The sequence below is a fragment of the Gordonia jacobaea genome (assembly GCF_965344965.1).
GTDB lineage: Bacteria > Actinomycetota > Actinomycetes > Mycobacteriales > Mycobacteriaceae > Gordonia > Gordonia jacobaea.
In genome coordinates, this window is record NZ_CBDRLS010000005.1 from 201237 (window position 1) to 220590 (window position 19354).

15 protein-coding genes, 2 tRNA genes and 1 pseudogene are annotated in these 19354 nt (G+C 64.5%); 7 read left to right on the top strand and 11 right to left on the bottom strand.

All coding sequences use genetic code 11. The features are described from left to right. The first annotated feature begins 119 nt into the window (after window positions 1-119). Entirely contained in the window at window positions 120-893 is a 774-nt protein-coding gene (locus ACRVY7_RS17800) for a cutinase family protein (protein ID WP_431818032.1), read from the top strand. A gap of 15 nt (window positions 894-908) precedes the next feature. Here the strand turns inward: ACRVY7_RS17800 and ACRVY7_RS17805 are convergent, their stop codons facing one another. The 11 genes and pseudogenes from ACRVY7_RS17805 to dnaA all read right to left on the bottom strand — a co-directional run bounded on the left by ACRVY7_RS17805 (window position 909) and on the right by dnaA (window position 14558). Next, complete coding sequence (locus tag ACRVY7_RS17805) at window positions 909-1334, bottom strand: DUF1622 domain-containing protein (protein WP_270486618.1); 426 nt, start codon at window positions 1332-1334, stop codon at window positions 909-911. Between the two features lie 621 nt (window positions 1335-1955). After that, window positions 1956-2028: transfer RNA gene (locus ACRVY7_RS17810), tRNA-Ala, on the bottom strand. Window positions 2029-2090: 62 nt separating this feature from the next. Beyond that, window positions 2091-2164, bottom strand: a tRNA-Ile gene (locus ACRVY7_RS17815). Window positions 2165-2287: 123 nt separating this feature from the next. Then, window positions 2288-3310: a DUF3566 domain-containing protein gene (locus ACRVY7_RS17820; RefSeq protein ID WP_431818033.1), complete on the bottom strand. Its 1023-nt coding sequence runs from the start codon at window positions 3308-3310 to the stop codon at window positions 2288-2290. 142 nt (window positions 3311-3452) lie between these two features. Further along, the gene (gyrA, locus tag ACRVY7_RS17825) at window positions 3453-5939 is read right to left on the bottom strand and encodes a DNA gyrase subunit A (protein ID WP_064867992.1); all 2487 of its coding nucleotides are present in this window, start codon (window positions 5937-5939) and stop codon (window positions 3453-3455) included. Window positions 5940-5965: 26 nt separating this feature from the next. Continuing rightward, the gene (gene gyrB / locus ACRVY7_RS17830) at window positions 5966-8008 is read right to left on the bottom strand and encodes a DNA topoisomerase (ATP-hydrolyzing) subunit B (RefSeq protein WP_064867995.1); all 2043 of its coding nucleotides are present in this window, start codon (window positions 8006-8008) and stop codon (window positions 5966-5968) included. Window positions 8009-8399: 391 nt separating this feature from the next. Next, on the bottom strand, window positions 8400-8963 hold the full coding sequence (locus ACRVY7_RS17835; RefSeq protein ID WP_431818034.1) for a DUF721 family protein: 564 nt from the start codon (window positions 8961-8963) through the stop codon (window positions 8400-8402). Continuing rightward, on the bottom strand, window positions 8960-10156 hold the full coding sequence (recF, locus tag ACRVY7_RS17840) for a DNA replication/repair protein RecF (protein ID WP_431818035.1): 1197 nt from the start codon (window positions 10154-10156) through the stop codon (window positions 8960-8962). The genes ACRVY7_RS17835 and recF overlap by 4 nt, the downstream gene beginning before the upstream one ends. Before the next feature lie 12 nt (window positions 10157-10168). After that, a pseudogene (gene gnd / locus ACRVY7_RS17845) lies at window positions 10169-11131 on the bottom strand (phosphogluconate dehydrogenase (NAD(+)-dependent, decarboxylating)); the annotation flags it as partial. Window positions 11132-11194: 63 nt separating this feature from the next. Beyond that, a complete protein-coding gene (gene dnaN / locus ACRVY7_RS17850; RefSeq protein ID WP_431818036.1) occupies window positions 11195-12361 on the bottom strand; it encodes a DNA polymerase III subunit beta in 1167 nt (388 codons plus the stop codon). A gap of 568 nt (window positions 12362-12929) precedes the next feature. Next, window positions 12930-14558 (bottom strand): chromosomal replication initiator protein DnaA, encoded by a 1629-nt coding sequence (gene dnaA / locus ACRVY7_RS17855; protein WP_431818037.1) that lies wholly within the window; start codon window positions 14556-14558, stop codon window positions 12930-12932. Window positions 14559-15140: 582 nt separating this feature from the next. On the opposite strand from dnaA, the gene rpmH reads away from it, so the two are divergent. From rpmH to rsmG, 6 genes are all read left to right on the top strand, one after another. Beyond that, window positions 15141-15284, top strand: coding sequence for a 50S ribosomal protein L34 (gene rpmH / locus ACRVY7_RS17860; RefSeq protein WP_005205903.1), 144 nt, complete (start codon window positions 15141-15143; stop codon window positions 15282-15284). A gap of 73 nt (window positions 15285-15357) precedes the next feature. Further along, a complete protein-coding gene (rnpA, locus tag ACRVY7_RS17865) occupies window positions 15358-15804 on the top strand; it encodes a ribonuclease P protein component (RefSeq protein ID WP_431818038.1) in 447 nt (148 codons plus the stop codon). After that, complete coding sequence (gene yidD / locus ACRVY7_RS17870) at window positions 15804-16265, top strand: membrane protein insertion efficiency factor YidD (RefSeq protein WP_431818039.1); 462 nt, start codon at window positions 15804-15806, stop codon at window positions 16263-16265. The genes rnpA and yidD overlap by 1 nt, the downstream gene beginning before the upstream one ends. A gap of 7 nt (window positions 16266-16272) precedes the next feature. After that, window positions 16273-17481 carry a membrane protein insertase YidC gene (gene yidC / locus ACRVY7_RS17875; protein ID WP_431818040.1) on the top strand — a complete coding sequence of 403 codons (1209 nt, stop codon included), beginning with the start codon at window positions 16273-16275 and terminating at the stop codon, window positions 17479-17481. A 144-nt stretch (window positions 17482-17625) separates the two neighbouring features. Beyond that, complete coding sequence (locus ACRVY7_RS17880; RefSeq protein ID WP_431818041.1) at window positions 17626-18315, top strand: Jag family protein; 690 nt, start codon at window positions 17626-17628, stop codon at window positions 18313-18315. A 158-nt stretch (window positions 18316-18473) separates the two neighbouring features. Further along, window positions 18474-19208 carry a 16S rRNA (guanine(527)-N(7))-methyltransferase RsmG gene (gene rsmG, locus ACRVY7_RS17885; protein WP_431818042.1) on the top strand — a complete coding sequence of 245 codons (735 nt, stop codon included), beginning with the start codon at window positions 18474-18476 and terminating at the stop codon, window positions 19206-19208. Window positions 19209-19354 lie beyond the last annotated feature (146 nt).

Here is a 19354-nt window from a genome sequence, read left to right on the forward strand (position 1 = left end):
TGAATAGGTGTGCACTGAGGCCCATCCGAGTGGCCACAATGGACGAATACCCTGAGTACTCTCGTCCACAGTCGGCTGTGATCGACGTCTGCCGGCGCACGACTCCGCAAAGGAACTCCATGCCGAAGCTCGCCTTTTCGCGTCCACGCTCCGGGCGTGCCCGTCGCCTCTCGCCTCTGAACAGTGCCGCACGCCGGATAGCGCTCCTTGCGGGTTCGCTCGTCGTCGCTGCCGGCGGTGTCCTCGCCGCAGCACCACACGCATCTGCGGCGTCGTGCCCCGACGTCGAGGTGGTGTTCGCTCGTGGAACGGCAGAAACCGCGCCGCCCGTCGGGCTCACGGGATTGTCCTTTGCGCAGGCACTGAGGGCGCAGCTGCCGGGCAAGTCGGTGGCGGTTTATGGCGTCGACTACCCCGCCAGCAACAACTTCAACAACCGCGTGGCGTTTGTCCGCAACGTGGTTGCGGGCATCACAGATGCGCAGGATCACATCAAGGCCACCGCGGCGCGATGCCCGAACACCGGAATCGTTCTCGGCGGCTACTCCCAGGGCGGCGCGGTTGCGGCCTATGCAGCAAACAGCGGAATCGCCGTTCCCGCGCGCTATGCCGAGTACGCGTCGCAGGCCCCCAAGGCCATGCCTGCCGAGGTAGAACCCCGCGTCAAAGCCGTCGTGCTCTTCGCTCCCCCGTCGGACCGCTGGATCCGCGACGTCGGGGCACCTGAGATGAACGTCGGACCGCGGTACAAGCCCAAGACCGTCACCTACTGCGTCCCGGGCGACGTCGTGTGTGACGGCGCTCCAGTGGGTCAGCCGAACGGTCTGCACGTGCTGTACGCCGTGAACGGCATGAACGTCCAGGCCGCGCAGTACGCGGCGGCGCGGCTGTAGTCGACGCGGCTGTAGTCAGTCGTTGGTAGCGCGTGACGCGGTCTGTGCGGCCGCGTCGCGCGCTATTTCTCTGCCGGCCAGAGAAGCGCCGCTCGTCAGCAGTGCACGCTTCCACGGGACGACGCCCTCGATCTCGATCTGAATCGACATCGACAGCACAGTTCGAATCAACACGATAATTCCGAGGATCAGCGCGTCCTCGATCGACGGCTTGGACGTGATCGTGCGGATCAAGTCCGCTGCCACAAGCACCTCGAGGCCCAGCAGGATCGCGGCACCGAGGGTGTTGCGCAGCGTCGAGTAGGCGGTTTCGCCTCCCTCGCCGCGTCGGAGCGCTCGACCGGCCAGTATCAGCGACATGATGAACCCGAGGACCATCGTCAGCGCACCGATCGCCTCGAACGCCACTGCGACCCCGGAGAAGACATCCTCGATGTGCATGTGGAGAGAGTACGCAGCGCAGCGCCGCCGCGACGGCGCATCGAGGCGTGTTGCAAGGTGGAGGTCGTGAGTCGGCCTGGGGCCCGAGGGTGCGCGTTACGTTTGTTCGCTTGTGTCGTGGTGGCTTCGGCGTCTTCCGGCGGTTTTCCGCGCGACGCAGCGGGCCGGGCGGCTTATCGCCATGTCGGCGGCCGACGGACAGTCCGCTGGAAGGTACGAAACTAGGGGAAGGGTTCATTCCGCTAGTTTCTGCGCGGCCGGCGGACTCTTCCCCCAGAAACTGCGCAGCAGGCGGACTCTTCCCCCAGAAACTGCGCGGTAGGCGGACTCTTCCCCCGGTTTCTGCACGTCGCGGCGCTTCTTCCCCGAGTTTCAGCGCCTTCGCGGAACTCTTCCCCGTGCTTCTTGCCCTTCCCCCAGCAACAACTCGAGGAAAGGTACGGGACCCGAGGAAAGATTCTTTCCCCTAGTTTCTGCGCTGCGGGTGGACTCTTCCGCGAGAAACTGCGCCGAGAGACCGCATACTGCGGGACACGACGTCGGAGCCTTACGAGGGGATGTGGCCGACGCGCTATGCGCGGTCCGAGTGGCGGACAAGAGCGGCCGTGAAGTACTTGCTTGTGGAGCCTAGGAGATTCGAACTCCTGACATCTGCCTTGCAAAGGCAGCGCTCTACCAACTGAGCTAAGGCCCCGTGCCGGGCGTCGAAACACGACCGACGGGTTGCGAAACGGGCTGACGAACAACCACTCGCAGTGGGCCTAGGAGGACTTGAACCTCCGACCTCTTCGTTATCAGCGAAGCGCTCTAACCGCCTGAGCTATAGGCCCGTGAACCGAGGATTGAGGTTACCCGACGAGGTCGTCAACAACCAAAACGGCTGGTCAGAGGTGGTCTCGACAAGCTCGACCAGCGGACGGACGGCTCGACCAGCGGACCGTCGGCGCGACCAGCTAGTCCAGATCCCCCAGCGTGACCTCGGCGCCGCCGACGAGGTCGGCGCACAGGTTGTAGATGTACGCGCCGATGGTGGCGATGGCGGTCAGGAGGATCGCGTTGATCGCGCCGAGCAGCACGGCGTAGCCGAAGATCGTGCCTGCGCCGATCACGTCGCCTTCACTCGACGACCCGTCAGCGGTGACGAGCGTGCCGAACGAACTGTTGATCTGGTCCCAGACGCCCATGCCGTCGAGGACCAGGTACAGGACGGCCACGGCGATCATCCAGATGAAGAAACCGACGACGGCGAGCACCGCGGAGATCTTGAACGTCGCCCACGGATCGATCCGGCGGATCTGCACAGCGGCACGCAACGCGGTCGCAGGACCGACCTGAGCCGGTGCCGAGCGCGGAGCCGCCACAGGGGCCACCTCAGCGGCCTGGCGGACCTCTGCGGTGTGGTGGATCTGGTCGAGGTCGGGCAGTTGCTCGTCCTCGGAGGGGTCACGCACGATCGTCCGCGTAGGTGACTCGACGAATCCGGTACGCGCACCCGAGCCGCCTCCCACAGGCGTCGACGACGGGGCTGGACGAGACGGACCGTCAGTGCGGGCGGGACTGTCGAGCTTGGTGACCGGCGCCTGTCCCCCGGCCGGTTCGGACGTCACCATGCCCCGCGGAGGCGGGCCGCCCTTTCCGCTGGGCGGCGGGCCGCTGGTCCCATTCGGCGGCGGGCCGGCTTTGCCGTTCTGCTGCGGGCCGCCCTGAGGCGCCGGGCCGTTCTGGCCGTTAGGGGCCTGCGGCGGCACGCCACCGCGCTGCCACGGCGGCACGAGGCCACCCTGCTTGGGAGCCCCGACCGGGTTCGGATTCTTCTGCTGCATCGGGTGGGTCACCTGGTCTGACCCTGAAGTTTGAGCACCCGAAGGACCCGGACCGGACGACCGCGCCGGACCCCCGGAGTTACCGGAGTCGGTTGGGCCCGAGGGCCGGCCGGTCGTCGACTTCTTGTCGTCCGGGTCGTTCGGTGTGCTCACTCGTGTTCCCTCACTCCATAACGCGTGCACTCCCAGCCACAACGACGCGGGCTGGCGTTGCACACCACACTAACGGTTGAACCGCTCCCACTGGCTGAAGCGACCGCCGTGGGGTCGGGACTGTTGCGCCGAGACCCTTGGGCTACTCGGCAGCCTCGACGTCGGGCTCGTCGGCGTTGCGTGCGATGGCGATAAGGGTGGTTCCCTCGTCGAGGTTCATCAGACGGACACCCTTGGTCTGGCGCCCGGCCTTGCGAACCTGCTTGGCAGCCGTGCGGATGACTCCGCCGCCCGAGGTAATCGCGTACAGCTCCGAATCGTCGTCGACGATGATGGCGCCGATCAGTTCGCCGCGCCTGCGGTCGTGCTGAATGGTCAGCACGCCCTTGCCGCCGCGACCCTGAACCGGGTAGTCGTCCATCGGAGTGCGCTTGGCGTAGCCGCCCGACGTCGCGACCAGGAGGTAGGTGCCCTCACGCACGACGTTGAGCGACAGCAGCTCGTCGTCGCCATTGAAGCGCATGCCCTGGACGCCGGAGGTCTGACGTCCCATCGGGCGCAGCGTCTCGTCGTCGGCGTGGAACCGGATCGACTGGCCCTTCTGGGAGACGAGCAGCAGGTCGTCGTCGGAGCTGCACAGCTGCGCGCCGACCAGTTCGTCTTCGCCGCGAAGGTTGATCGCCGCGATTCCGCCGGACCGGTTGGAGTCGAAGTCTTCGAGCTTGGACTTCTTCACCAGGCCGTTGCGGGTGGCGAGCACCAGATACGGCGCGTCCTGATAGGTCTTCAGCTGGATGACCTGGGCGATCCGCTCCTCCGGCTGGAACGCCAACAGGTTGGCGACGTGCTGGCCGCGCGCGGTGCGGTTGGCCTCCGGAAGCTCGTACGCCTTGGCACGGTAAACGCGGCCCTTGGTGGTGAAGAACAGGATCCAGTCGTGGGTGGAGCTCACGAAGAAGTGCTTGACGATGTCGTCCTGCTTGAGCCCGGCACCCTGCACACCCTTGCCGCCACGACGCTGACTGCGGTACAGGTCGGTCTTCGTGCGCTTGGCGTATCCGGTCTCGGTGATGGTGACGACGACGTCTTCGCGCGCGATAAGATCCTCGTCGGCGACGTCGCCGTCTGCCGCGATGATCTTCGTTCGACGCTCATCGCCGAACTTCTCGACGACCACCTTGAGCTCGTCACGCACAATGGCGCGCTGACGCTCAGGCTTCTCGAGGATGTCCTTGAGGTCGGCGATCTCCAGCTCGATCTCGGCCAACTCGTCGACGATCTTCTGGCGCTCGAGTGCCGACAGGCGACGCAGCTGCATCGCAAGAATCGCGTCCGCCTGGATCTCGTCGATGTCGAGGAGACCGATGAGGCCCTGTCGCGCCGCGTCGGTGTTGGCCGACGCACGGATCAATGCGATCACTTCGTCAAGTGCGTCAAGGGCTTTCACGAGACCGCGCAGAATGTGCGCGCGCTCTTCGGCCTTGCGCAACCGGTACCGCGTACGACGCACGATGACGTCGATCTGGTGCGCGACGTAGTAGCGGATCATCTGGTCGAGCCGCAGGGTGCGCGGCACGCCGTCGACGATCGACAGCATGTTGGCGCCGAAACTGGTCTGCAACTGGCTGTGCTTGTAGAGGTTGTTCAGCACGACCTTGGCGACGGCGTCGCGACGCAGCGTGACGACGATGCGCATGCCGTCGCGGTCGGAGGACTGATCCTCGATTCGACTGATGCCCTTGAGTTTTCCCTCATTGACCTGTTCGGCGATCGACGCGATCAGGTTGTCGGGGTTGACCTGGTACGGCAGTTCGGTCACGACGAGGGTGGTGGTGCCCTTGTTCTCCTCGATGTCGACGACGCTGCGCATACGGATGCTGCCGCGGCCGGTCGTGTAGGCATCGCGGATACCCTGGCTGCCGACAATCAGTGCGGCCGTGGGGAAGTCGGGTCCCTTCACGAACTCCATGCACGCCGCGAGCATGGTCTCCTCGTCGGCCTCTGGATTCTCCAATGCCCAGAACACCGCGTCGGCAACCTCATTGAGATTGTGCGGGGGGATGTTGGTGGCCATACCGACGGCGATACCGCCCGACCCGTTGATCAACAGGTTGGGGATACGCGCGGGCAGCACCGTCGGCTCGTTGGTCTTGCCGTCGTAGTTGGGCGTGAAATCGACTGTCTCCTCGTCGATGTCGCGCAGCATCTCCATTGCGAGCGGCGTGAGGCGTGCCTCGGTGTAACGCATGGCGGCCGCGCCGTCGTTGCCGCGCGAACCGAAGTTGCCCTGACCGTCGATGAGCGGGTAGCGCATCGACCACGGCTGCGCGAGGCGCACCAGGGCGTCGTAGATCGCGCTGTCGCCGTGGGGATGGTAGTTACCCATCGTCTCCGCAACGGGTTTCGCGGATTTCACGTAGCCGCGGTCGGGACGGAACCCGGCGTCGTAGGACGCGTAGAGAAGTCGGCGGTGCACGGGCTTGAGTCCGTCACGCACCTCGGGGAGGGCACGACCGACGATGACGCTCATCGCGTAGTCGATGTAGCTGTTCTGCATCTCCTGGCCGAGATCGACCGGTTCGATGCGATCGCCCGCTCCCCCGTTTGGCGGGAGTGTGGTGTCAGTCATCAGTATCCTTTTCGATTCGTGAGAGATCAGACGTCAAGGAAGCGAACGTCTTTCGCGTTGCGGGCGATGAAGCTGCGGCGTGCGGCCACATCCTCGCCCATCAACACGGAGAAGAGTTCGTCAGCCGCGGCGGCGTCGTCGAGGGTCACCTGGCGGAGCACGCGAACGGCGGGATCCATTGTGGTTTCCCAGAGTTCCTTCGCGTTCATCTCGCCGAGGCCCTTGTATCGCTGGATGCCGTCGTCGGTGTTGATCTTCCAGCCCGCGGCCCGTCCGGCCTCGAGCAGTCCGTCGCGTTCACGGTCGGAGTATGCGAATTCGGGTTCGCGCTTCTGCCACTTGAGCTTGTAGAGCGGCGGCTGTGCCAGGTAGACGTGACCGTTCTCGATCAGCGGCTTCATGAAGCGGAACAGCAACGTCAGCAGCAGCGTCGAAATGTGTTGGCCGTCAACGTCGGCGTCGGCCATCAGCACGATCTTGTGATAGCGCAGCTTGGCGAGGTCGAACTCGTCGTGAATGCCGGTACCGAATGCCGTGATGATCGACTGGACCTCGGTGTTCTTGAGGACACGGTCAATGCGGGCCTTCTCGACGTTGATGATCTTGCCGCGGATCGGCAGGATCGCCTGGTACATCGAGTCGCGGCCGGATTTGGCCGAGCCACCGGCGGAGTCGCCCTCCACGATGTAGACCTCACACTTGGTGGGGTCGTTGCTGCGACAGTCGGCAAGCTTGCCGGGCAGACCACCGATATCGGTTGCGGTCTTGCGGCGCACCAACTCTCGCGCCTTGCGGGCAGCGAGGCGGGCCTGCGCGGAGTCGACGGCCTTCTTGACGATGATCTTGGCCTCGGCGGGGTTGGCCTCGAACCAGTGACCGAGGTGCTCGTTGCACGTCTTCTGCACAAAGCTCTTGACCTCGGTGTTGCCGAGCTTGGTCTTGGTCTGACCCTCGAACTGCGGGTCGGCGACCTTCACCGAGATGACGGCTGCCAAACCCTCGCGGATATCGTCGCCGCTGAGCTTGCCGTCCTTCTCCTTGAGGAGCTTCTTGTCGAGCGCGTACTTGTTGACCGTCGAGGTCAGCGCCGCGCGGAAGCCTTCTTCGTGCGTGCCGCCCTCGTGGGTGTTGATCGTGTTCGCGAAGGTGTGCACCGACTCGGAGTATCCCGAGTTCCACTGCATCGCGATCTCGACCTCGTGACCGGTGCCCTTGGCCGTGAAACCGATGACCGACTGGTGGATCGGCGTCTTGGTGCGGTTGAGGTGCTTGATGTAGTCGATCAGGCCGTCGGGGTAGTGATAGGTGCGCGTGCGCGGCTTCGTGACTGCGGGAGCCACCGCCTCTTCCTCGGCGGTCTTCGGCTTCTCGGCGGTGTCTTCGTCACCCTCGACGACGGCATCGGCCGCAGCGGTCTGCGGTCGACGGTCGGTCAGCGTGATGGTGAGGCCCTTGTTGAGGAACGCCATCTCCTGCAGACGGCGTGCAACGGTCTCGGCGCTGTACGTGGTGGTCTCGAAGATCTCCGGGTCGGCCCAGAACCTGACTGTCGTGCCCGTCTTGCGCGTCGCCGCGCCCTGGACCAGCGGACCGGGCTTGGCGTAGTTGTACGTCTGCTCCCAGTGGTAGCCGCCGTAGTTGATCTCCAACTCGACCTTGGTCGACAGCGCGTTGACCACAGAGATACCAACACCGTGCAGACCACCGGAGACGGCGTACGCGTCGGAGTCGAACTTGCCGCCCGCGTGTAGCTGCGTCATGACGACTTCGACGGTGGGGACGCCGGTCGCGTGCATGCTGGTCGGGATACCGCGACCGTCGTCGACGACCTCGACGCCGCCGTCCTCGAGCAACGTCACGTCGACCTTGCTGGCGTAGCCGGCCATCGCCTCGTCGACGGAGTTGTCGACGACCTCCCAGATCAGGTGGTGCAGGCCCCGCTCACCGGTAGAACCGATGTACATACCTGGTCTCTTGCGGACCGCTTCGAGTCCTTCGAGGATGCTGATCGACTCGGCACCGTACTCACCTGGCTTTTTCCGGCTCTTCTTGTCATTCGTGTCGGCCACGGGGTGCGTCCGCTCCTCTTCTGCTCTCGACTGCGCTCGTGTTTGTGCGCGCTGCCTCGTTCACGGCTGGCACTCCAGTCGTGTCACGCTGGACAGGGGTGATGTGATCAGCGCCGACCACGGGCACACGACGAGAAGCCGGGCTTTCGCCCGCTCGTATATGACCGTCGGTCACGGCTGCTGATCTCCCCTGCCGGGACAACTGTCTCCAGTGTACTGCCTCAATCGCTCAGGAAGCACCATCCGGGGCCGCTAACGCGCGCTCAGATCGATTTTCTGCACAACATGCGCGATCCGCGGTGGTCTGGGGATAAAAATCGGCTCAGAGCGGCGTCGGACGAGGTTTGTCGGTGTAGAGGTGTAGGGCGTCGCCTCGGCCGGCCGATGTGGCTCAGCCGTAGGTGTCGCGGGGACCCCGACCGGGCACGTGACGTTTACCCTTCTGCCACGACGGTGCCTTCGGGCCAGTGATCCGCAGCGACGTCACGATGTCGTCGCCGATGGCCGCGGCGATCTTCGCCAGTATCTGGCGCTGCACGTACCGCAGCTGCGTCGCCCACGCAGTCGATTCGGCCTGTACGTGAAGTACCTTGTCCTGCAACGCTTCTGGTTTGGCATGTGCGGCGATGTCTGGTCCGACGATCTGCAGCCACTGCCCGAACAACGTGCCCTCGGCGATCTGTGGCTCCCACCCGCGGTCACGCGCCAAACCACCAACGAGCCTCGAGAAGGGCTGCGGATCCCGCGAATCCGGGCCCGCGCCCGACCAGCGACGACGACTCGACGACCCGCGCGGACGTCGAATCGGCGACGCCCGGCCGTGCCCCACCGACTTGCCCGCAGCACGCGCCGACGCCCGTGCCTCTTCCAACGCGCGACGCGCCCGCTCGTACCCGCTCGACGCGTCGCCACCCGGGGGGTCGGTGCGTGGCTGCTCTTCGGGGGTGTCGCTCACGAGTCCATGCTCTCAGTTGCATCCGACATCAGCTCGGAATGCCGCGTGCCGTCGGCCTCGTCGACGACGTCCACTCCGATACGTCTGCCGCCCACACCCTCGGGGATGTCCTCGGCGACGGCAGCGGTGATCAGCAACTGTTCGGCACCGGCGGTGAACTCCACGAGTTTGCGACGCCGCGCGGCGTCGAGTTCAGCGAAGACGTCGTCGAGCATGATGACCGGTTCGATCCCCTCACTGCGCACGAGCTCGACCGACCCGAGGCGCAACGCCAACGCGAGCGACCACGATTCTCCGTGCGACGCGAAACCCTTGGCCACCTCGGACCCGAGAACAATGTCGACGTCGTCGCGGTGCGGTCCGACAAGACTGACGCCACGCTCGATCTCCTTGGTACGCGTCTCGCCGAGTCGCTCGAGTAGTTGTGCCGCGATGGTGTCAGGATCCGGTTCGACGTCGCGCGGCGGCACCAGCTCCGGACCAGCCGACGGGCGGTAGCTCAACGCGGCAGGACGCGAATGCGGAGCGATCGACGAGTACGACGCGACGAAGTGCGGTTCGAGATCGCGCAACACCTCGATCCGCGCAGCGGTGACCTGGCCACCGAGATCGGCAAGCTGGCCGTCCCACACGTCGAGGGTGCTGATCACCGAGTCGGCGTCGGATCCTCCTCGCCGCAACGCGGCGCCCGCGGTCTTGAGCAAAGCGGACCGTTGCCGCAGCACCCGGTCGTAGTCGGAACGTGCTGCAGCCCAACGGGGTCCGCGCTGCGCGACGAGCTCATCGATGAAGCGTCGGCGATCGCTCGGATCGCCGCGGATGAGGAGTAGATCTTCGGGGGCGAACAGCACCGCACGCAGCACTCCGAGGATCTCGCGCGGGCGTCGACACGGAGATCCGTTGAGCCAGGCCTTGTTTGATCCCTCGGCAGCGATCTGCAGGCTCACCGCGAGTTCACGACCCGCGTTCTCGACGGTGGCTCCGACCGATGCCGACGTCGCCCCGGATCGGACCAGCGGGGCGTCGGAGCTCACCCGGTGCGAGCGGAGCGTCGCTATGTAGAAGAGCGCTTCGAGCAGATTGGTCTTGCCAAAACCGTTGCGGCCGGTGAAGATCGTCGGTTCGGGGCGAAGGGTGAGGTCGGCCGACGGCCACGATCGGTAGTCGCGCAGGTCTAGTTCACGAACAAACACGGGACGTCGAAATCAGTTGGGCGGAGCGGTATTCGACGGATTCTGAACCGGTGTTCCGGTCTCGCCGACGCTCTTGCCCGCGGTGTTCTGCATGGAGTGTCCACCGAACTGGTTACGCAGCGCCGACACCGCCTTGAGCGCGGGCGAACCGCCCTTCTCGCGCGACGCGAAGCGCGCGAACAACGCGGCCGAGATCACGTTGGCCGGCACGGCGTGACGAATCGCTTCCTCGACGGTCCACCGTCCTTCACCGGAATCCGGTGTGTAGTCGGAGATTTCGGTCAGACCCGGATCTTCCTGCAACGCCCGGACCAACAGGTCGAGCAGCCACGACCGGATCACCGTTCCCTGGGTCCAGGCTTGCATCGTGCCTTCGACGTCGACGATGAGCGGCTCGGCGTTGAGCAGTGCGTACCCCTCGCCGTAGGCATGCATCAGGCCGTACTCGATGCCGTTGTGCACCATCTTGGCGTAGTGCCCGGCTCCGACGGGTCCGGCGTGAACGAATCCGTCGGCTCGCTCACCCGGCGGCCGCAGTGCGTCGAAGATCGGCATCAGCCGCTCGACGTCGGCGTCGGATCCGCCGACCATCAGGCCGTACCCGTTCTCCAAGCCCCACACACCGCCGGAGACACCGCAGTCCAGGTATCCGATTCCCTTGTCGCCCAATGTTTTTGCGTGAGGCTCATCGTCGGTATAGCGGGAGTTACCACCATCGACGACGACGTCGCCCGGCTCGAGCAGGCCGGCGAGCTGTGCGACGCACTGCTGGGTGGGTTCGCCCGAGGGCACCATGATCCACACCGCGCGAGGCGCGTCGAGAGCAGCCACCATGTCGGCCATCGACGCGACGTCGGAGACCTCTGGACGCGGGTCGTAGCCGACGACCTTATGGCCACCGCGCTCGATACGGGTGCGCATGTTGGCACCCATCTTGCCGAGGCCGATCAGTCCGAGCTGCATGGCTTCCCCTTCGCGTGTTCGTGAAAGATCAGTGCTGCCTTGATGTTTCGTTACTCGGACTCAGCGTATGAGCCGCTATCCGGGCAGGCGAACCGGCATCAGCAGGTAGGTGAAGACGCTGTCGGGTGCAACGAAAGCTCCGGATTCGTCGGCGATGGGTTCGTCACCGGTCGACGGACGCAGCACCGCGGGACGGCTCGGCGTCGTGAATCCGAAGTCGACGGTCGCGACACCGATCGCCGAGAGTCCGTCCTGCAGGTAGGTCGGGTTGAAGGCGATGGTCAGCGGCTCGCCGTAGAACTGCACGGGCAACTCTTCTTCGGCACGCCCTGCTTCGTCGCCGCCCGCCGTGAGCAGTACGGATCCGTCGCGGAACTCCATACGGACCTGCGCGCCGCGCTCGGCAACCAGCGCCACACGCTTGATGGCCTCGATGAGCGGTGCGCTCTCGATGGTCGCGATGGCGGTGTGGCTCGCGGGCAGGAGCTGGCGGAACTTCGGGAACTCGGCGTCGAGCAGGCGGGTGGTCGTCTGCTTGGTCTCTCCGACGATGCCGAGAATTCCCTCGCCACCGAGTGCTGAACCGCTACCGAACGCCAGCTTCACGTCGCCGGAGTCCGAACTCGCGGTCCGTGCGCTCTCCGACAGTGTCTTCGCCGGGACGAGAACGGCACCCGAAGCACCGGAATCGGCTGGCTCCCACTCCAATTCACGTACCGCGAGGCGGAAACGATCGGTCGCGGCGAGTACGACGGTCTTGCCGTCGATCTCGACGCGCACGCCGGTGAGCATCGGGAGCGTGTCATCGCGGCCGGCGGCCACGGCGACCTGGGAGATGGCCTCGGCGAACACCTGCGCCGGGATCAGTCCGGTCACGGCCGGGACGTCGGGAAGCTGTGGGTAGTCCTCGACGGGCATGGTGGGCAGCGAGAACTTCGCGCTGCCGCAGGTGATGGCGACGCGGGCGCCGTCGAGCGAGACGTCGACCGGCTTGTTCGGGAGCGCCTTGGTGATGTCGGCCAGCAGGCGCCCGGACACCAGGACCTGCCCCGGTTCTGCGACCTCGGCGCCGATCTGCTGCTGTGCAGAGACCTCGTAGTCGAAGCCGGAGACGGTCAACCCGGCGTCGTCGGCCAGGAGAACCACACAACCGAGCACGGGAACGGGCGGGCGAGACGGCAAACTGCGCGCTACCCAGGCGACGGCATCGGCGAACTCGTCACGCGCGACACGGAACTTCATGCTCGGTGGTTGCCCTTCTCTCGGTATTCGCCAGGAGTTCCCACTCTAGAGCGCGATCGCGTGACGGGGAGTCGTTGGGGTCAAGTCGCCACGCCGCGACCGACGCGTGCCCGTCTCGGGAACGGACGAGTCGACGACGACGGTCGGTCGAGGTGTGCACAACAGCTTCTTAAAAGAAGTTCTTTTAAGAGAGGGATCCATAACAGTCATAGGCACTGTGCAAACTGTGGACAACGCGCCGGATCCCATGTCAGAGCACTGACGAGGTGTGGATGGCGCGTGGACGGATCCTGCGCGGGTCGGTCGGGTTGTGCACATGTTGGAATCCGTTCGAGCATCGTCCACGTTCTGTACACATCAACACCTTCGTTACTCACAGTCGATCCACAGCCATCCGGCGACCGCGAAGACATCGAGAGCGTCGTCGGGAAGAGGTGTGAATCGGCCTGAAGCCATCGCCGGAGACCCTTGGGTTGTGGTTGAGACTTGTCGTTTTGGCCCGGAACGACAAGACCCTCCACGCCCGGGCGGGAGCGGAGGGTCTCAAGTGGGGATCCTGGCGGTTCTGTCAGCCGACGGCGCGCTGTTTGATGCGCGCGGTGAGTTCCTGGACGTGGTCGTAGACCTTGCGGCGCTCGGCCATCTCCTTGCGGATCTTGCGTTCGGCATACATGACGGTTGTGTGGTCACGGTCGAAGGTTTCGCCGATCTTCGGCAGTGAGAGGTCGGTGAGCTCTCGGCACAGGTACATGGAGATCTGACGCGCCTGCGCGATGGCCCTGGTCTTGCCAGGCCCTCGCAATTCGTCGACCGAGATGTCGAAGTACTCCGCGGTGATCGCGAGGATCGACGCCGCGCTGACCTCGAGCGTGCCCGAATTCGGTAGCAGCGCTTGAAGAACCACCTCGGCGAGTGATTTGTCGAGGTCGGTGTTGTTCAGGGAGGCGAACGCGGTGACGCGGATCAGCGCGCCCTCGAGCTCGCGGATGTTGCGCTCGATCTTCGACGCGATCAGTTCGAGGACGTCGTCGGGAACAGCGATGCTGTCCATCTGCGCCTTCTTGCGCAGAATCGCGATGCGGGTCTCGAGGTCGGGTGGCTGAACGTCGGTGATCAGTCCCCACTCGAATCGTGTGCGGAGCCGATCTTCAAGTGTCGCAAGCTGTTTCGGCGGACGATCGGAGGAAATCACGATCTGCTTGCTCGAATTGTGCAGCGTGTTGAAGGTGTGGAAGAACTCTTCCTGGATACCTTCCTTGCCGATCAGGAACTGGATGTCGTCGACGAGCAACACGTCGACGTCGCGGTAGCGGCGCTTGAACGCTACCCGACGGTCGTCACGCAGCGAGTTGATGAAGTCGTTGGTGAATTCTTCGGTCGAGACGTACTTGACCCGCATACCAGGGAACAGTCGCTGGGCGTAGTGCCCTGCTGCGTGCAGCAGGTGCGTCTTGCCGAGACCGGACTCACCCCAGATGAACAGCGGGTTGTACGCGCGCGCCGGGGCTTCGGCGACAGCGACGGCCGACGCGTGCGCGAAGCGATTCGACGCTCCGATCACGAAAGTGTCGAAGGTGTACTTGGGGTTGAGGTTGGCGCCCGACGGCGTGGGCGCCGCGGTGGGGCGTTCGGCGAAGTAGGACGGCCAGTTGGCCGGTCCACCCCGCGACTCGGTCCCATTGGCAGCAGGCGTCGACGGTCGTGGAGGCTGCTGGGCGCCGAAGGAGTCGGTGCCGAGCTGGTCGATGGCTGACTGTGTGCTGGCCGCAGCCTGGCCGGGCGCGCTGTGATCAGCGCCGAAGCCAGATCCCTTGGCGTTGCTGATCTCTGCTGCGGTGACCTCTGCCGGACCGAAACCGGCTCCGGGTGCAGAGGAGTGGGTCGGCTGCTCGGCGGGAGCGTCGATGATCGGATTCGGCGTCGCGATGCGAACACCGAGGTCGACGGGTTGTCCGAGGTGACGTGAGAGCGCGCTTCGGATCGTGTCTCGGAGGGTGCGTTCGATCTGTTCCTGGACCAGCGGCGTCGGCACGGTGAGCAGCGCGAATCCCTCGGCAAGGGTGAGTGGCTGCACGAGCGAGAGCCAGGCTTTTTGCTGCCGGGTGAGAGGTTCGTGGTCGCCGCCGGCGGAGTCGTCGTTGAGCTCTGCGACGACCTGTTGCCAGACCTCGCCAAACGAGTCGCGATCAGAAGTCACGGTCAGGCCTTCCCACCCCGAGAAAATTACCAGCATCAGTCATCGGGGACTCACGATGCCGGTGCGGGAGCCGACTTGTCCACACACTTATCCACAGTTGTGTACAACCAAGTCGGGATGGGTTCGACGCCGCGATCGCGTCGTGGTGATGTGAGTGGCGTATCGGTCGCCGTCACTGGGGAATGACGCTAACAGAACGACCACGGAGCCGACAACGCAAGGCATGAATTCGCTCGGCCAGATCACAAGTCGTGCGGCAAGGACGTCGTCGAGCGTGTCGCACATGCAGGTAGCGCGGGCGGTATGGCACTCGTCACCGCTGGTCACGGCGTTGGTGAGGATCCGCTCGTTTGATTTGAGTACACCGGGTCCAGTAGTCTCGACTGGTCATCCAGGTATGCGGATTTACGTGGTGGCGTTCCCGTCATTCGAAGGGTTGACCGCGTGCGGTCCGTTCGGCGAAAACGGGGTCATCCAACCGGCACGAGTCCGGCACCGCTGCCTGGATAAGAAGACCACTCAGGAGATCGTGGGTGCGCGTGCAGTTGGCGTGCCTACGTACGAACACAAGGAGTACCAGCCGTGGCCAAGGGCAAGCGGACTTTCCAGCCGAACAACCGTCGTCGTGCACGCGTGCATGGTTTCCGGTTGCGTATGCGTACCCGCGCGGGTCGTTCGATCGTTAACACCCGTCGCAGCAAGGGCCGCGCAAAGCTCTCGGCCTGATCTGCACAACACCGCGAGTCCCGGCGGCGGCAGCGCCCGTCGTCGGAACACTCCGGTGGCGATTGGGTCGGTGATGGCGTCAATCCATCGGATCTCCACACGATCCGACTTCTCCCGCACGCTCAAGAAGGGCGTGCGGGTATCGTCGCGTGATCTCCTTCTGACCTTGTCGATCCTGCCAACGCGCTGGCCCGACGACACGGGGCGTCGAGTCGACGTCGCGACGTCGGGCGGACCCTGGCTCGGGTTGATAGTGAGCAAGTCAGTCGGCAATGCCGTGACCCGACATCTCGTGGCGCGTCGAATCAGGGCGGCGTTCGCAGAGGTCATGGATGAATTTCCGACGACCGATATCTCGGTCGTCGTGCGTGCACTTCCCAGCGCCGGGGAGGCGTCGAGCGTCGAGTTGGCCGAGCAGCTTCGGAAAGCATTGCGAAACGCCAAGGTTCGACGACTCGCCGCCGAGGTGCTCGACGCTTCGCGCTCGATCTCGACCGAATCTGCTGACGGGGCGTTGTGATGTCAGCGTCGTCGACCCAGGCATTCATCCGGTTCTGCCACCTGCTGCCACGTCGAGTGGTGATCTTCCTGATCGAGCTGTACCGCACCTGGGTGTCGCCATTGCGTCTGCCGACCTGTCGTTTCGAACCGACCTGCTCGGGTTACGCGGTCGAGGCGCTCACACGCCACGGCTTCTTCTACGGCGGCGCGCTGTCGGTGATCCGACTGCTCAAATGCGGCCCGTGGCACAAGCCCGGCTACGACCCGGTGCCCGAGGAGTCGTTCCGGTGGCCGTGGATGCCGAAGCCCGACCCGGCTCTCGACAGTCAGCAGGCTCTCGATGATGAGCAGGCCGAGCAAGACCAAGAGTTTCCATCGACGCACGACGGACCCGCTGATGGCGGGCCGGCGGTGCGCGGACGTGTAATCACGGAGGACACCACGATCAGCGTGGGTGTCTCCGCGAAGAGTGAGGGGTAACTGTCCCGTGCTGAACTTCATCTATTGGCCGGTCTCCTGGATCATGTGGGTCTGGCACTGGGTGTTCGACCACATCACACCGAACACGCCGGGCGGCAATGGCATCGCCTGGGCGCTGTCGGTGATCTTCCTCGTCTTCACGCTGCGCGCGATCCTCTACAAGCCCTTCGTGAAGCAGATCCGCACCACGAAGAAGATGCAGGAGATCAACCCGCAGCTTCAGGCGATCCGGAAGAAGTACGCCAAGGATCGGGTCAAGATGACCGAGGAGATGCAGAAGCTGCAGAAGGAGCACGGGTTCAATCCCCTGCTCGGCTGTTTGCCCATGTTGCTGCAGATCCCGGTGTTCATCGGTCTGTTCCACGTGCTGCGTTCGTTCAACCGAATGGCCACCGGCATGGGCCAGTTGCATATGACCGCGGAGCAGACGCGTAACACCGGAAACTATGCGTTCAACCCCGAACAGGTCCAGAACTTTCTCGACGCCCGTCTCTTCGGAGTCCCGCTGTCGTCGTACATCACCGAGCCTGTCTCTGAGTTCCAGGCCTTCGTGCAGCCCGGTCAGCCGATCGACTTCACACGTCTGAACATCGCGATCGTCGTCATCCCGATGATGATCATCGCGTCGATTGCCACGCACATGAACTCGCGCGCATCGGTCGCGCGGCAGCCCGAGGCGGCACTCGAGAACCCGCAGACCCGCATGATGAACATGCTGGCGCTGTACGTCTTCCCGCTTGGCATCCTCGTAACCGGTCCCTTCTTCCCCGTCGCGATCCTCCTGTACTGGATGAGCAACAACATCTGGACATACGGGCAGCAGCACATCGTGTTCGGTCGTATCGAGAAGGAAGAAGAGGAAGCGCGCCAAGCGAAGCAGGAAAAGCTCAAGGCGAATGCTCCCAAGCCCGGCGCGCGGCCCGACCGAGCGAAGAAGAACAAGAGCTCCGGTTCGGGGCAGGCTCCCCTCTCGCTCGATAAGTCGGACGACTCTGCTGAAGAGGCGGCGCTTGACGCTGCCTCAGACGGTGACAACACCAATGGCACAGACGACAGCTCCTCGACGCAGCACGTCGTCGGAAGCAAGCCGAAGCCCGGTGCGAAACCCGCGGGCGCGGCGTCGTCGAAGAGCTCGGGTAACTCGGGCTCGGGTCCGAAGAAGCAGGGAACTCCCAATCAGCGCAACAAGAGGGGCGGGAAGAAGGGTCGACGATGATCGGCCGCCGGTCCGGGTAGCGGTGTTGCGAGGCGCAGATGACGTCGCGCGGAAACCCAGCCGGTGCGGCACGAGCCCGTCTAGAGACTCTCCCCTCCCCCAACACAGACATCACCGATGAACACACAGCGAGGTGCAACTGATATGACAGCCGAGACTGCAACACACGCAGACGCCGAGTCGACCGAACGCGACGAGACCCTCGAGGCGGGCCAGGAGGCCGCCGACACGGCAACTGTCGAGTCGACGACTGATGGCAACGACGGCGACGCCACACACGCGGCCAACGACGATGATGCCGCCACGGCGGACGCCGACGACGTCGACAACGAGGACGCCGACGCGGATGACGAAGCTGATGAGGAAGACGAAGAGGAGCGTCTCGTCGAAGAAGGCGAGATCGCGGGCGACTACCTCGAACAGCTTCTGGACGTGCTGGACTTCGACGGCGACATCGATCTGGATGTCGACGGTGACCGCGCGATCGTGAGCATCGACGGCGGGGATGATCTGACCAAGTTGGTTGGTCGTAAGGGCGAGGTGCTGGATGCGCTCCAGGAACTCACCCGGCTCGCCGTGCAGCAGGCGACGGGTGATCGCAGCCGGTTGATGCTCGACATCGCGCGGTGGCGTGCGGACCGTCGCGAGCGGCTCGCACGACTGGGCCGCGAGGTCGCGGAGCGTGTACTCGAGTCGGGCGAGCGGGAGCAGCTCGATCCGATGACACCGTTCGAGCGGAAGATCGTGCACGACGCTGTCGCCGCGGTCGACGGGGTCATGAGCGAGAGTGAAGGCGCGGAACCGAAGCGTCGCGTCGTCGTCATCAAGAACTGAACAGGATCGGCCGCCGATGTGGCGGGAGATCGCAAGCTACGAAGTCCCGGTTCCGGCCGGGACTTCGTTGTTTCGCCGGTAGGAATCACATGCGTGTAGTTCGGTGTTTCACGTGAAACATGAACGCGAGCCGCGCCAGAGGAAAGGCACTGTTTCACGTGAAACACGACGGGTCCGACGGAGACAATGGCGATCACTCGACGGCCGACGACAGTTACCTAGCGGACCGCGCCGCTGTCGCGGACTCCCCTCCCCCAGCCGCAACGGCGATCTTCGGGGACCGTCTCGAACTCGCACAGCAGTACTGCAGGATCCTTGCGACCGACGGGATCGACCACGGACTCATGGGTCCACGGGAAGTCCCTCGTCTCTGGGATCGGCACATCCTCAACTGTGCGGTGGTTCAAGAGGTCATCGATGACGGACAGTCGATCATCGATATCGGTAGCGGCGCGGGCCTGCCGGGAATACCGCTCGCGATCGCACGCCCCGACCTCACGATCACGTTGATCGAACCACTCTTGCGGCGAAGCGAGTTCCTGCAGCGGACGGTCGAAGCGCTTGGACTTCCGGTCCGTGTGGTCCGCGGGCGTGCAGAAGAGAAGGCGGTCCGCGCGGAGGTGGAGCCCGCGGATGTAGTCACGTCCCGCGCGCTCGCGCCCCTGGACCGACTCAGCAGATGGTCCGCTCCCCTGATTCGTGACGGAGGTCGTCTCGTTGCGCTGAAGGGATCGTCGGCGCCCGACGAGATCGAACGGGATCGGAAGGTCGCGGAACGGAACGGAATCGGTGGGCTCCGCGTCGAACTAGTCGGGAAGTCTGTTGTCGAACAGCCGACGACACTGGTGATCGGAGACAAGCGCGGTGCACCGAAACGTCGTCGAACGAGGTGAGAATGCGACGACTTGAGTTGCTGACGTCTGCAGTTGGTTTGCGACGGCTTGAGGGAGCAAAATGGACAAGACATCGGAGTGTGGGCGAGGGATCGTGCGTGCTGCACGATAGAGGGGCGGAACAATCTTGGACGCCGACGATGCTT